General features: G+C 74.4%; 11 protein-coding genes. 7 read left to right on the top strand and 4 right to left on the bottom strand.

What is annotated here, in order from left to right; translation table 11 throughout:
* Positions 1–59 precede the first annotated feature (59 nt).
* Positions 60–1,904 carry an LGFP repeat-containing protein gene (locus ACFVFS_RS35270; RefSeq protein WP_380628973.1) on the bottom strand — a complete coding sequence of 615 codons (1,845 nt, stop codon included), beginning with the start codon at positions 1,902–1,904 and terminating at the stop codon, positions 60–62.
* 506 nt (positions 1,905–2,410) lie between these two features.
* On the opposite strand from ACFVFS_RS35270, the gene ACFVFS_RS35265 reads away from it, so the two are divergent.
* The gene (locus ACFVFS_RS35265) at positions 2,411–2,893 is read left to right on the top strand and encodes a nitroreductase family deazaflavin-dependent oxidoreductase (protein WP_380628972.1); all 483 of its coding nucleotides are present in this window, start codon (positions 2,411–2,413) and stop codon (positions 2,891–2,893) included.
* Between the two features lie 161 nt (positions 2,894–3,054).
* On the opposite strand, the gene ACFVFS_RS35260 is transcribed toward ACFVFS_RS35265, so the two are convergent.
* Complete coding sequence (locus tag ACFVFS_RS35260) at positions 3,055–4,536, bottom strand: purine-cytosine permease family protein (protein ID WP_380628971.1); 1,482 nt, start codon at positions 4,534–4,536, stop codon at positions 3,055–3,057.
* A 441-nt stretch (positions 4,537–4,977) separates the two neighbouring features.
* Between ACFVFS_RS35260 and ACFVFS_RS35255 the strand changes: the two genes are divergently transcribed.
* The 5 genes from ACFVFS_RS35255 to thpR all read left to right on the top strand — a co-directional run bounded on the left by ACFVFS_RS35255 (position 4,978) and on the right by thpR (position 8,625).
* Positions 4,978–5,619, top strand: coding sequence for a sigma factor-like helix-turn-helix DNA-binding protein (locus tag ACFVFS_RS35255; RefSeq protein WP_380628970.1), 642 nt, complete (start codon positions 4,978–4,980; stop codon positions 5,617–5,619).
* Between the two features lie 5 nt (positions 5,620–5,624).
* The gene (locus ACFVFS_RS35250; protein WP_380628968.1) at positions 5,625–6,380 is read left to right on the top strand and encodes a hypothetical protein; all 756 of its coding nucleotides are present in this window, start codon (positions 5,625–5,627) and stop codon (positions 6,378–6,380) included.
* A 253-nt stretch (positions 6,381–6,633) separates the two neighbouring features.
* Positions 6,634–7,173, top strand: a complete 540-nt coding sequence (locus ACFVFS_RS35245; RefSeq protein WP_380628994.1) for a SigE family RNA polymerase sigma factor — start codon at positions 6,634–6,636, stop codon at positions 7,171–7,173.
* Positions 7,170–7,892, top strand: coding sequence for a hypothetical protein (locus ACFVFS_RS35240; RefSeq protein ID WP_380628967.1), 723 nt, complete (start codon positions 7,170–7,172; stop codon positions 7,890–7,892). Before ACFVFS_RS35245 ends, ACFVFS_RS35240 begins: the two co-directional genes overlap by 4 nt.
* Before the next feature lie 115 nt (positions 7,893–8,007).
* Positions 8,008–8,625: an RNA 2',3'-cyclic phosphodiesterase gene (thpR, locus tag ACFVFS_RS35235; protein WP_380628965.1), complete on the top strand. Its 618-nt coding sequence runs from the start codon at positions 8,008–8,010 to the stop codon at positions 8,623–8,625.
* Positions 8,626–8,788: 163 nt separating this feature from the next.
* Here the strand turns inward: thpR and ACFVFS_RS35230 are convergent, their stop codons facing one another.
* Together ACFVFS_RS35230 and ACFVFS_RS35225 are read right to left on the bottom strand one after the other, a co-directional pair.
* Positions 8,789–9,451 carry a response regulator gene (locus ACFVFS_RS35230; protein WP_380628964.1) on the bottom strand — a complete coding sequence of 221 codons (663 nt, stop codon included), beginning with the start codon at positions 9,449–9,451 and terminating at the stop codon, positions 8,789–8,791.
* Positions 9,426–10,598 (bottom strand): sensor histidine kinase, encoded by a 1,173-nt coding sequence (locus ACFVFS_RS35225; RefSeq protein ID WP_380628962.1) that lies wholly within the window; start codon positions 10,596–10,598, stop codon positions 9,426–9,428. Before ACFVFS_RS35225 ends, ACFVFS_RS35230 begins: the two co-directional genes overlap by 26 nt.
* Before the next feature lie 175 nt (positions 10,599–10,773).
* On the opposite strand from ACFVFS_RS35225, the gene ACFVFS_RS35220 reads away from it, so the two are divergent.
* Complete coding sequence (locus ACFVFS_RS35220; protein ID WP_380628961.1) at positions 10,774–13,062, top strand: MMPL family transporter; 2,289 nt, start codon at positions 10,774–10,776, stop codon at positions 13,060–13,062.
* Positions 13,063–13,269: the final 207 nt, after the last annotated feature.

Genomic DNA, 13,269 nt, shown 5'->3' with positions numbered 1-13,269 from the left:
CCCCGGGCCCGGATCGAGGGCGGCCCGACGCGGCGGTGCGCTCACACCGCCCCGTCCGATCAGGGGTGCCGCAGGGCGATGAGGTCGGTCCCGTACGGGTTGGTGAGGTCGATGGTGTCCGGCTCGGGGACGATCCGCGCCTCCCGGCCGTAGCGCAGGCACGTGGACTCGATGGTGGAGGGCGCCCCTTCGTTCCGGAGTCCGACCTGGACGCCGGTCCTGTTGTTGTACTCGTCCATCAGTTGGGCGTTGCGGGTCCAGTCCGGGTTCGCCTGTCCGTCGCGCTCGTGGGCCGCCGCCATCCGTTCCGCGAAGCCGCGGTTGGCGCCCTCGGTCATCAGCCCGTTCCAGATGCAGTGCCGCGCGGCGTCGATCCGGTTGTCGTCGGTCTCCGTCGCCTCGGGGAACGCCGCCTTCGACAGGTTGAACGCCGGTCCGCGGGCGTTGCGGACCCGGTAGCAGTCGTAGGGCTCGCCCTCGCACACGCTGCGCTGCTGGACGCCGGTCGACCACCACTGGTCCAGGGCGTCCCCGCGTGCCGCGACGGCGGGGAACGCGATGGGGTACGCGGCGGCGTCGCCGAGTTGCAGGCGCAGCCGGTTGCCGTCGAGGCTCGCCCGTACGGGCACCGCCGCGCCGGTCGCGTCGAAGCCCAGCGGCAGTCCGACGCCGGCGGCGACCGCCCCCGCCGGGTCGACGAGCTCCACCCGTTGAGCGGTGGCGCGCAGCGCGTAGCCGGCGGGCGCGCCGAACAGGACGTCCACCGAGGTCGGGGCGCTGCGGTCCAGGCGCACCAGCGACACCTCGAACGAGCCGTCCTCGGCCAGGCGGTGGAACCGGGCGTCGAAGCCGGGGCCGCTCAGGACGACGCCGTCGGACACCGCCGAGGGCTGCAGCCGGTCGGCCGACGGCACCCCCAGCGACAGGGAGACGCCCGGGGCGACGGGTACCGTCACGCCGGAGCTGTAGATGCGGTCGTGCTCGAACCGCTGCTCCAGGACGCCGCCGGAGTGCGCGACCGGGTCCTCCGTCGGGTAGCCGTAGGCGCTCGCCTCGTAGCCGGCGCGGGACCACTGGTCCAGGACGGCCCCGGTGACCGGATGCGCCCCCGTGTCGGGCGACCAGTAGACGGCGCCGTGTTCGAACCTGTTCATGCGGCCCCGGCCGTCCGGCAGGCGGATCTCGTCACCGGCGGGGTAGCCGAGCTGGCCGCCCTCCCACCCGGTCTCGCCCCACTTGTCGCGGATCGCGCCGGTGACGTAGTAGGCCTCGTTCAGGTGCCAGTAGACCGTGCCGCCCTGGAAGTACTGGCGGCGGCCGACGCTGTCGGGGTTGACGATCTCGTCCGAGGTCGGGTACCCGAGCGGGCCGGCCTCCCAGCCGTTGCGCTGCCAGGCGGCGAAGAAGTGGTTGACCACCGGGTGCGCGCCGCCGGCCGCCGACCAGTAGATGGGCCCGTTCTGGAACACCGAACGCCTGCCCTGCCCGTCGGGGTTGGTCAGCTCCTCCGACGTCGGGTACAGCAGGAAGCCGTTGGGCCCGCCGAGTTCGTCGTACTTCTCCCGGATCGCGCCGCAGACCTCGTACGGTGCCGGCCAGTAGACCCGGCAGTCGGCCGCGGCCGACACCCGGGGACCCGCCTCCGCCGGCCGGGCCGGGAGCGCGGCTTCCATCACCTCGGCGCGGTCGGCCTGTTCCTTCGTGAAGCCCGGGGGGATCGGCTCGCAGTCGGACCGCATCCGCCCCGGGACGACGGACGCCCGCGGGTTCCCGGTCGGCGACCACCGGGCCGGTGCGGCCGGTGCGGCCTGCCGGTCGGGCCCGGCGGTGACGCACGGCGCGGCCGGCCGGGCGTCCACCGCGGTGACCGGTCCGGCCAGCACGGATGCCAGGGCCGCTACCACCGTGACTCCGCGTCTCACCGCCCGTCCGAAGCGCGGACGGGCGGTCGTGCGATGAACCGGCTTCCGGCGTAGGCGCATCGGTCCCTCTCTGCTGAATCGACCGGGACCGGCCAGGGGGCGTCCTGCCGCGGAACGTCCTGCCGCCCGGCCCGACCGGTCGGAGCGCGCCGCGTCGGAGGCGCCACCCCCACCCCATCCTGCGCGGTGTTCGTATGCCGAGGAAGGGAGCGCCGGGCAGCGCGGGAAGCACTCCGACGCTCGCGGCGGGGGCCTGCGCGCCTCCTCCCGCCGGGCCGGCCCCTGGCGCGTTCGCCCTGGCCTGCGGTGGCCCTGGCCTGGGGAGACACCGGTCGGGTGCGGCACCGGGGCCGCGCCGTCACACTTGAGGTGGTCGCCGGAACGGGAACGGCGGTGTCCCCGTCGCACGAGCCCCGTGTGCTCGTGTGCTCGTGTATTCGTGCCGGAGTGCCCCGGCATGATCCGTACAGGGCGGTGGGGTGAACGCGATGCCTCTTGAGGGCGAGTACGAGCCGAGTCCGGCGCAGTGGATCCGCGACCAGGTCGAGCTGTACGAGAGTTCCGGGGGCACCCGGGGCACGACGCTCTGGGACACGGGCCTGCCGGTCGTCATCGTCACGATGCGCGGCGCGAGGAGCGGCAGGATCCACAAGATCCCGCTGATGCGGGTGGAGCACGAGGGGCGGTACGCGGCGGTGGCCTCGAAGGGCGGCTTCCCGCAGCACCCGGACTGGTACTTCAACCTCAAGGCCGACCCGCGGGTGGATCTCCAGGACGGTCCGGAACGCCGGGGCATGACGGCCCGCGAGGTCACCGGGGACGAGCGGGCCGAGTGGTGGCGGCGCGCGGTCGCCGCGTATCCGACGTACGCCGAGTACCAGGAGATGACCGAGCGCGTGATCCCGGTCTTCGTCCTCGAACCCGGGCACCGGACCGGCCCGGCGGACGGCCCGGCGCCGACGAGTTCCTGAGCCCCGCATCCCACGACGGTCCTGCGGAGGCCCTCCCGGAGGCCCCGGGGCGGGCCGGGGACCGCGCCGGCGGCCGGGTGGAACGCGCGAGGCCGCGACCGGTGGGCCGGTCGCGGCCTCGCCCCCGGAGGGGGCGCGCGGAGTTCGCTCGCGTCGTGCGGTCAGACGGTGACCCGGTCGGCGCGCTCGGCCGGCAGGCCGGCGGCCCGGTCGGCGCCGGCGGCCGGGGCGTTCTCCCGGGGCGTGGGGAGCGCGGCCATGATCGCGGCGGAGACCGCGATGGTGGCCGCCCAGGCGAGCCCGTACCGGCCGACGGGGGTGTCGGAGAACGGGCCGGCGAACCAGTCGCACTTGGTGAAGGCGAGCCCGGTCAGCAGCGCGACCACCCAGGACACCATCGCCTGCCAGCAGAAGCCGCCCTTGTACCAGTAGCGGCTGCTCCGGCCGGTGTCCATCAGCGCGGCGGCGTCGTAGCGCACCGCCCGCGAGCGGCGCCGGAACATGTCCACCGCGTAGACGCCGATCCAGGCCGAGAAGGAGACGGCGAGCAGGATCAGGAAGGTGATGAAGGAGCCCAGGAAGCTCTTGGCGACCAGCATCAGCAGCAGGCCGGCGACCAGCGAGATCACGGCGTTGATGCTGACGGCCAGCGCGCGGGGCAGCCGCACGCCCATGGTCTGCGCGGTGAAGCCGGCCGAGTACATGGAGAGGCTGTTGATCAGCAGCATCCCGACGATCGCGGTCAGCAGGTAGGGCACGGCCAGCCAGGTCGGGAGCAGGTCGCCGAGGAAGGAGACGGGGTCGGCGGCCTCGGCCAGGCCGGGGGAGGCCACGGCCATCACGGCGCCCATCAGCACCATCGGCACCATCACCAGGCCGGCGCCCGAGACCGTCACGCCGACGATCCTGCGGCCGGAGGCGGAGTGCGGCAGGTAGCGGGTGAAGTCCGGGCCGGTGGGGACCCAGCTGATGCCGCCGGCGGCGATGGTCCCGATGCCGGCGATCATCATCGCGGTGGTGCCCGCGGGCCTGGAGAAGACCTCGCTCCAGTGCGTGGTCGCGATCAGGTAGCCCAGCACCAGGACGCTGAAGACGCCGAAGAGGTACGTCGACCAGGTGTTGCAGACGTTCAGCGCCTTGCGGCCCAGGCCGGAGACCAGGAAGGTGCAGGCGACGAAGCCGACGAGCGTGACGACGATCAGCAGGGTGTTGCTCTTGACGCCGAAGAGCAGGTCGAGGACGGTCAGCACCGCGTAGGCGCCGGTCACCGCGTTGATCGTCTCCCAGCCGAACCGGGCGATCCACAGGATCGCGCCGGGGAAGAGGTTGCCGCGCACCCCGAAGGTGGCCCGGGAGAGCGTGGCGCCGGGCGCTCCGCCCCACTTGCCGGAGACCGACAGCACGCCGACCATGCCGAAGGAGACGAGTGCGGCGCACGCGGCGACGACCAGGACCTGCCAGAAGTTCAACTGGTTGAAGACCACCAGGGCCGCCCCCATGGTGAGGAGCAGGACGCTGATGTTCGCCGCGACCCAGGTCGGGAAGAGCTCGCGGACGGTGCCCCGGCGTTCGTGGTCGGGGACGGGGTCGATGCCGCGGGTCTCGATCGCGCCGCCGACGTCGGCGGTGGACGGATTGTCCATGAGGGTGGCTCCGTGCGGGGGAGGCGGGAGGTAAAATCCGGCAAAAGGGATATTTATGGAACTCTTCGCGCGTAGCGCGTGAGCTGTTCATCCTACTTTGTCGTCTTTGCTTCCCGTCTCGGCCCTGTGCCCCGCCCGCCGATCGCTGCCTGTCGACGCCCCGTTCCGTACGGTGACCCGTGCGCGCCCGCCTTCGACGCCACCGCTGTTCGGCGCCGCCCCTGTTCGGCCCGGCGGTGATCGAAAACGGGCGCCTTCCGTCCGGACGGCCGCGCCAACCGGCGGGCGGCCGGTCGGAAGATGTGATGTTCCGTCAGATCTGCTCAACTCCCGACCGGCCTGCGGAAACACGTCGCCCAGCCGATTTCCTGGTCCCGAACAGGCCCCCGGGGCCCGGGCCGGCCGTCGGTCCGGAATCCGGGGCGGGAGGAGGGACATCACATGGTCGGCATCGACGGCGGCGGTCGCGCTGATGCGTACGACGACGCCCGGAGCCCCAGGGCCCACCAGGACCTTCCCGGGGGGACGCCCGGCGCCGGGACCGGGGACCTCGCGGCGGACAGCACGCTGCCCACCGAGCTGATCGCCCTGCTGGTGATGCACGGCGAGACGTACTGGGAGTACGCGCACCTGCACCTCGGCGACGCCGATGCCGCCGACGACCTGGTCGACGGCGTGTTCGCGGACCTCGCCGCCCACTGGGACGTGGTGCTGCGGCAGGAGAACGTCCAGGAGTTCTGCTGGGGCGTGCTGCGGGCGACGGTCGACGACGCGCTGGAGCGCCTCTCCCGGCCGTCGGCCTTCACCGCCGCCGCGTTCGCCGTCGCCATGAACGACGCCAGGGGAACGTTCCAGGCCTTGGAGAGCGGCATCGGCCTCTTCTCGGTGATCGGCGACCTGCCCGGCCGGCAGCACGACGCGGTCGTGCTGACCTATGTGCTCGGCTACCCGGTCGTCACCGCCGCCCGGGTCATGGGCATCACCCGGAGCGGCGTGTACAGCCTGCGCCGCGAGGCCCGCCGCCGGCTGGCGGCCGCGCTGGGCCTGGACGAGCGGACTGCCGCGGAGGCGGAAGAGCAGTGATCGACATGAGCAGTGCCGCCGGCGCGCAGACCGGCGCCGGCCGGGACCTCGCGGACCCCGACGGGGGATGGGCGCCGCTCGCCGAGGCCCGCCTGCCGGAACCCGAGGGCCGGGGCCGGGCCTCCGCCTGCCTGGACGACGCGCCGGCCAGGATCGTGACGGGCCTCGCCCGGCGGAGCACGGCGCCCCCTCGCCGGTCGGTCGTGGTGCGGCTGGACCGTGACCGCTTCGAGCTGCTGGCGCTGTGCCACCTCGTGGCGCAGGACGCCCGGGCCGCGGAGTGGATCGCCGCCCTCGCGGACACCCCGGCGATCGAGCCGCAGGGCGCGCTGATGCTCGGCGCGCTGTGCCACCTGGCCGTCCACGAGGGGGACGACGAGGGCGGCGCGACGCTGCGCCGGTCGCTGGCGGACGGGCCGCGGACGTGGTGGCAGCTGGCCGCCGGGGCCGGGTGCTTCCGGGCCGCCCACGCCCTCGCCCTGCTGTCCGCCGGCCGCGGCGACGGGCGGGAGGCGCGGCACTGGCACGACCAGGCCCGCCGACTCGCCGGAGACCGCGACGTCCGCACGGCGGTCCTGGCCGCCTACGACGGGTTCCAGCCCACCCACGGCCTGTGCTCCGGCGTCCGCGAGGCCCTGGCGGCGCTGCCGGCCAGCCGCGACCCGGACTTCGGCCGCACCCCCGCGATCGACCCGGGTCCGCTCGCCCTGGCACTCCGCCGGCATCGCACCGGCCCGTGCTGCCGGCCCGCGCTGCCCTGAGGCGCCGAGCGGACGCCTGCCCGCCGCGGCGGACGGCGGCCCTCCCCGGCCCCGAGCCGCCGCCCGGCGTCCGGTGATTCCGCACCGCGTGCAACCCTTGCGGCGGCGCGGCGGTGAGTAGGGCGGAGCGACGGTCCGGCCGGGCCGTCGCGTGGACGCGAAGAGGAACCGGATGACCGCGAGCGTATGGAACATCCCGGTCGAGGACGGGCCCGGGCCCGTCACGGCACGGGCTTCCGCGGGCGGCCCCGACGTGGGGGAGCTCGATTTCGAGGGGTTCGCCGCCACCCGCTGGCGGCGGCTGGTGCGCACCGCGTACCTGCTCACCGGCGACCACCACGAGGCCGAGGACGTGGTGCAGGCGACCTTCGCGAAGGTCTTCAGGAACTGGCCCCGGATCAGCCGACTGGAGGAGCCGGACGCCTATGTCCACCGGGCCCTGGTGAACAACAACCTGAGCCGCCACCGGCGGCGCCGGGTCAGGCAGTTGCTGACGCCCGTCCTGCCCGACCGGGCGCACGCCGCGGGCGGCGGCCACCGCGACGTCGAGGAGCGCTCGGTGCTGCTGCAGGCGCTGGCGGAGCTGCCGCAGCGCCAACGGGCCGTGGTCGTCCTGCGCTACTGGGAGGACATGAGCGAGCGCCAGGTCGCCGACGTGCTCGGCTGCTCGCTGGGCAATGTGAAGAGCCAGGCCAGCAGGGGCCTGTCGAAACTGCGCGGGCACCCGGCGCTGGCCTCGTACGCGGCGGGCACCGGTTCGACGATCGACGGCACGGACGGAGGCGACAGGTGAGGGACACCGAGGACATGGTGCGCGGCGCCCTGCGGGACGAGATGGCCCGGGTCGAGGTGGCGGACTGGTCCGCCGGGCCCGTGCAGGCCCATGTGCGCCGGCAGCGGCGGGGACGCCGGGTGGCGGTGGGGGCGTCGGCCCTGGCGGCCGCGCTCGCGGTGGTCGCGGGTACGGGGGCGGTGCTGTCCGCGGAACGCGGGTCGCGGATCGTCGGGCCGGCCTCGTCGGCGTCCCGGGCCCCGTCGGTTCCGCTGGTACCGGCGGAACCCGCCCCCGAGCCGCTGGTGGTGGAGCCGGGCCGGCAGCTGTCGTTGGAGCGCCCGAACTGGTGGATGCAGCTGAAGGACCAGGAGATCTGCGTCCACGACGCTCCCGCCTACGGAAGCGGTCCGGGGTGTGCCGGGTCCTCCTGGGCGCCGGGCACGACCGGGATCACGATGAAGTACTCCGGAGTGCCCCCGCTGTACGGGGAGGCCCTGTACAACCTCGTCTACCACGGGCCCGGGAAGGTGGCCCGGATGACCATGGAGCTGGACGGCCGGGCGTACTGGGCCGTCGTCGCCTCGCTTCCCGGCAGCCCGGGCTACGCGAGCGGCTACGTCTGGGGGCCCGGTCTCAAGCCCTCCGACGATGCGAAGCCGGACCCGTTCCAGGGCATCAGGCTCGTCGCGTACGACGCCCAGGGAACGGTCCTGGCGGACGACCGGCCCTCCACCTGACGCCCCGCCCCGACGACCGCGCCCACGGGCCGGCCGGTCCTCCCGGCCGCGCCCGTGGGCGGCGGGCACCCGGCCGGCCGCCGCCGCCCCGTCCGCGTCGGCTAGCCTCCCCTTCGTGAACGATCACCCCGAGCCCCGTACCCTGCGCGTCTTCGTGGCGCTGGCGCCGCCCGACGACGCCAAGGACGAACTGGCCCGGGCCCTGCGGCCCGCCTGCGCCGGGTACCCGGGGCTGCGGTGGAACCGGATCGAGGACTGGCACATCACCCTGGCCTTCCTCGGCGAACTGCCCTTCACGGCCGTGCCGCCGCTGCGCGCCGCGCTCGCCGGCACGGCCGCCTCGCACCCCGCCCTGGCCCTGCGCCTGAAGGGCGGCGGCCACTTCGACGAGCGACTGCTGTGGAGCGGCATCGACGGCGACCTCGAAGGACTGCACGCGCTCGCCGCCGACGTCCGGGACCAGGTGAGGTCCTGCGGCATCGCGTTCAGGGAGCGGGTGCTCCGCCCCCACCTGACCCTGGCCCGCTCCCGTCGCGACGATTCCACCAGCGTGCCGGAGGCCGCGGCCGGGCTCGCCGACTTCGCGGGGCGGACCTGGCAGACCGAGCGCCTCCACCTCGTCGGCAGCAACATCGGCCGCGGTCCCGGGCCGATCCGCTATCGCGACATCGAGGCGTGGCGGTTCGGGGCCGCCGTCGCCACCCGGCGCGACGGCGCCGCCCCCCGGCCGTAACCGGCGGCGGCCTCCCCGGCCGCACGGCGCGGATCGAGTCGTGATCATCGGGTGGTCCTGATGAGCTCCATGATCCGGACCGTCGAGGCGCGCGGGTGGCGACCGGCGGGGCAGCCGTCGGGAGCCTTGTCGTACCGGGTGTCCCACCGGCCCGGTCCCCGGCTCAGGATCCGGGGAGGATACGGCGCGTTTCGTAGGCCCACATCGCGATCTCGACCCGGTTGCGGGCGCCGAGTTTGGCCATCAGGCTGGCCAGATGCGTCTTCACCGTGCTGAGGCTGATGTGCAGCGCATCGGCGATCTCCGTGTTGGTCAGCCCGCGGGCGACGGCGAGGAGCACCTGCTCCTCGCGGGCGGTGACGGGGGAGACCGGCTGGGCCGCGGGCCGGCCGGCGGGCAGGTCGGCGAACGCCTGGAGCAGACGGACGGTGACGCTGGGCGCGATGAGCGCCTCGCCGTCGGACGCCGACCGTACGGCCTGCGCCAGAAGGTCCGGGCCGGCGTCCTTGAGGAGGAATCCGCGGGCGCCGGCGCGCAGTGAGCCGTAGACGTACTCGTCGAGGTCGAACGTGGTGATGACGACCACGGTCAGCGGGTCGGCGACCCCCGGGCCGGCGATCAGCCGGGTCGCCTCCAGCCCGTCGAGCACGGGCATGCGGATGTCGAACAGACAGACGTCGGGGCGCAGTTCGCGGGCCAGGCGGACCGCCTCGCGCCCGTCGGCGGCCTCGCCGACCACCTCGATGCCGGGCTGGGCGTTCAGCATGATCCGCAGCCCGGCGCGGATGATCGTCTGGTCGTCAGCGACGAGGACGCGAATGGCCACGGCTCTCGCTCCTCGCTCTCGGCAGCTCGGCTTCGACCTGCCAGCCCCGGTCGGCGCCCGGCCCGGCGCTCAGTGCGCCGCCGAGCAGGGCCGCGCGCTCGCGCAGTCCGGTGAGTCCGTATCCGTCGCGACCCCGGCCGGTGCGCCGGCCGTCGTCCCGGACGCTCACCCGTACCGCGTGCCGTTCCGCGGCCACCCGAACGACGACCTCGGTCGCGTCGACCGCGTGGCGCAGCGTGTTGGTCACCGACTCCTGCACGATCCGGTAGACGGCCGCGTCCACGGCCGGGGGCAGCGCGTCCAGTTCGCCGTCGAGCCCCAGGTCGACCCTGAGGCGACCACCCGGGGTGCGCACCAGGCGCTCCAGGTCCGCGACTCCGGCGGACGGCGCCGGCCCGGCGCCGGCCCCGCGGTCGCGCAGTGCGGCGACCATGGCGCGCATCTCCTCCAGGGTGCGCGCCCCTTCTTCCTCGACCCCCTCCAGCGCCTCGACGGCGGCGGCCGGGTCGGTGCCCGCGAGCACCCGGCCCGCCTGGGCGATGATCACCATGGCCGACACGTGGTGGGCCACCGTGTCGTGCAGTTCCCGGGCGAGCTGCTCGCGCTCGCGGGAGCGCACCTGCTCCAACTGCCGCTCGCGAGCGGTCACCCGGAACCGCACGGCGGCCCCGACCGCGCCGGGCAGCAGCAGGAAGACGAAGCCCACGACCTGTTCGGCGGCCGGGGTCTCGTCCGTGACGGCGCACAGCGCGAAGGCCGCGAGGATCACCGCGCCGCCCAGCACGACCTCGCGTCCCGATCCCCACCGGGGCAGGGCGTACACCAGCACGAGCACGACCATGCCGGCGTACAGGCCGACGGGCTCGCGCGGTGCGGCGACGAGCGAGGCCACCGGAAGCAGGACCACCGAGCCGAACGCCAGCGTCACCACCGCCAGCGGATGGGTCCGGCGCCACAGGAGCAGCAGGCACAGCCATACCGCCGACACCACCGCCACCGGCCGCCACACGACGTTCTCGCGCAGGGTGGCCTCCAGCACCACACCGCCCAGGCCCGCGGCGAGCAGCGCCCAGTCACGCCGCACCCGGGCCGGCGCGTCGGGCGGTCGGGGTTCGGTCCACAAGGTTCGCAGGTCGTCTCGGAGCACGGTTCTCAGCCTAGGGGCCGCGGCGCGTCGCGCATCGGCCGAAAGGACGGGTCGTCACTCCGCCCCGGGGCCGACGGATCCGCGGCCCGCGAGCCGATGCCGCGGAGCGCCGTGGCGACGAACCTCGGCACCGGCGGCCGTACAAGGACGGCCGACGAAGTGCTTGGAGGACCCGATGCTCTCGAAAGCCCTGTTGCGCCTGGGCGCAAGCGCCGCCCGCCATCCCTGGCGGGTGATCGCGGCATGGCTGATCGCCGCCACGCTCGCCGTCCTCGCCGCCGTCGCCTTCGGCGGGCAGGCCGCGGACTCGATGACCGCTCCGGGACTGGACTCCCAGCGGGCCGCGAAGCTGATCGAGCGGGCCGGCACCGGCCAGGAGGGGATGACCGCCCAGGTGGTCGTCACCCCCCTCGACGGCGGTGCGACGTTCCTCGCCGACGACGGCGCGCGCACCGCTCTCGCGCGGCTGCGGACGGAGGTGGAGCGGCTGCCCCACGTGCTCGACACGAGCGACCCGGCGGGGGCGCTCGCCGCGGGCGGGGACGCCGCCGTGCGTGGCGGCCTCGTCTCGGCCGACGGGCGGATCGCGGTCGTCCGGGTGCAGTACCCCGACCAGAGCCGGCTGTCGGCCGAGGACCTCGACGCCCTCGTCGAGCTCGGCGACCGGCTGCGCGCCGAACTGCCCCTGCGCATCGAGATGGGCGGGAGCCTCTTCTACGCGTTCTCCGACCCCGACGGCGGCGTGAGCGAGCTGATCGGCCTTCTCGCCGCGGCCACGATCCTGTTCCTGGCGTTCGGTTCGCTCGTCGCCGCCGCGCTGCCGATCGGCATGGCGGTCTTCGGGCTGACCGTCGGGGTCGCCACGATGACGGTCCTGGCGGGGGTGACGGACGTCCCCACCTTCGCACCGGTCCTGGGCAGCATGGTCGGCCTCGGAGTGGGCATCGACTACGCGCTGTTCGTGCTCGCCAGGCACCGGGAGTACCTCGCGCGCGGGCTCGATCCGCGCGAGGCGGCCGGACGAGCGGTGGCCACGGCGGGGCGGCCCGTGGTCTTCGCCGGCGGCACGGTCGTCGTGTCGATCCTCGGCATGGCGGTCGCGAACGTGCCGTTCATGACGGTGGGCGGCCTCGCCGTCTCGATCGTCGTCCTGACCATGGTGCTGGCGTCGGTGACGCTGCTGCCGGCCTTCCTCGGCGCGGCCGGCCCGCGGCTGGGCCGGGCCGGTCGGATCGCCCGGGCACTTCGGGCGGGGCGGCCGGGCCGATTCGGCCGGCGGCGGGACACGGAGGCGGGCGCCGTCCCCGCCGCCGGGTGGCGGCGCTGGATCGGGCACGTCAGCCGGCACCCGGTGCCGTACGCGGTCGGCGCGGCGGGGCTGCTGCTGACGGCGGCGCTGCCCGTGCTCGGCCTGCGCGTCGGCCTGCCCGACGACGGGTCGCTGCCGGGGAGCCGTACCGAGCGCCGCGCGTACGACCTCGTCGCCGAGGGGTTCGGCCCGGGCACCAACGGTCCCCTCGTCATCGCCGCGGACCCCGCCGGTGATCCGGGGGTGCTGGACCGTCTCGTCGCAACGGTCACGGCGGACCCGGGCATCGCGTCCGTCGCACCGGCGCAGATCGATCGGGCCACCGGCATCGCGACCCTCGTGGTGTTCCCGACCACCGGCCCGCAGGAGAAGGCCACGGCCGACACCATCGCCCGGCTGCGCACCGAGGTGCTGCCCACGGCGATCGGGCACGGTACGGCGAGGGCCCACGTCGGCGGCGCCGCCGCGAGCCTGTCCGATGTGGGCCAACGCACCAGCCAACGCCTGCCGGTGTTCGTCGCCGCCGTGCTGGCGATGTCGTTCCTGCTGCTGATGCTGGTCTTCCGCTCGGTCCTCGTACCGCTCAAGGCGGTACTGCTGAACCTGCTGAGCATCGGCGCGGCCTACGGCATCATGGTCGCGGTCTTCCAGTGGGGCTGGGGAGGCGCACTCATCGGACTGGAAGCGACGGTTCCGATCGTGTCGTTCATCCCGATGTTCCTCTTCGCCATCCTGTTCGGCCTGTCGATGGACTACGAGGTGTTCCTCCTCTCCCGCGTGCGCGAGGAGTACCTGCGCACCGGGGACAACGGCACGGCGATCGTCGAGGGCGTCTCGGGCACCGCCCGGATCATCACCTCGGCCGCCCTCATCATGGTGGCGGTCTTCCTGTCCTTCGCCGTCGCCGACGACCCCTCCGCCAAGATGTTCGGGCTCGGCCTGGCCGCCGCGATCCTCATCGACGCCACGGTCGTCCGCATGGTGCTGGTACCGGCGACCATGACACTCCTCGGCCGGGCCAACTGGTGGCTGCCGAGGTGGCTGGACCGGATACTTCCCCGAGGCCCGGTCGGCATCGACGCCGCCGACGACACCGACGACACCGATGCGGAGTCCACGGGCGAGGCCCCTCGTCCACGGCTGGTTGACCGTTGACCCGACTCCCCGCCCGCCCCTGGAGCGTCCGAGCGGGCTCAGCCTCCGGCGGCGAGCTCCCGGGCCCGGGCCTCGACCTCGGGCGTCGCCTTGGCCAGGGAGCCGCTGTCGAACGGCGGCTGGGGGTCGTACTCGGTGAGGAGCTGAATGGCCCGGGCGGTGAGTTCGTCGCTCAGCAGCGCGCACAGCCCCAGGGCCAGGTCGATT

The organism is Kitasatospora sp. NPDC057692, assembly GCF_042799475.1.
Taxonomy (GTDB): Bacteria; Actinomycetota; Actinomycetes; order Streptomycetales; family Streptomycetaceae; genus Kitasatospora.
Note: the sequence above shows the minus strand (reverse complement) of the source record. Positions and strands in the feature narration are given on the sequence as shown.

Bases quoted from the DNA above. Each gene is read 5' to 3' on its own strand.
- ACFVFS_RS35265 (WP_380628972.1), top strand. From the start codon at position 2,411: ATGCCTCTTGAGGGCGAGTACGAGCCGAGTCCGGCGCAGTGGATCCGC.
- ACFVFS_RS35260 (WP_380628971.1), bottom strand. From the start codon at position 4,536: ATGGACAATCCGTCCACCGCCGACGTCGGCGGCGCGATCGAGACCCGC.
- ACFVFS_RS35255 (WP_380628970.1), top strand. From the start codon at position 4,978: ATGGTCGGCATCGACGGCGGCGGTCGCGCTGATGCGTACGACGACGCC.
- ACFVFS_RS35250 (WP_380628968.1), top strand. From the start codon at position 5,625: ATGAGCAGTGCCGCCGGCGCGCAGACCGGCGCCGGCCGGGACCTCGCG.
- ACFVFS_RS35220 (WP_380628961.1), top strand. From the start codon at position 10,774: ATGCTCTCGAAAGCCCTGTTGCGCCTGGGCGCAAGCGCCGCCCGCCAT.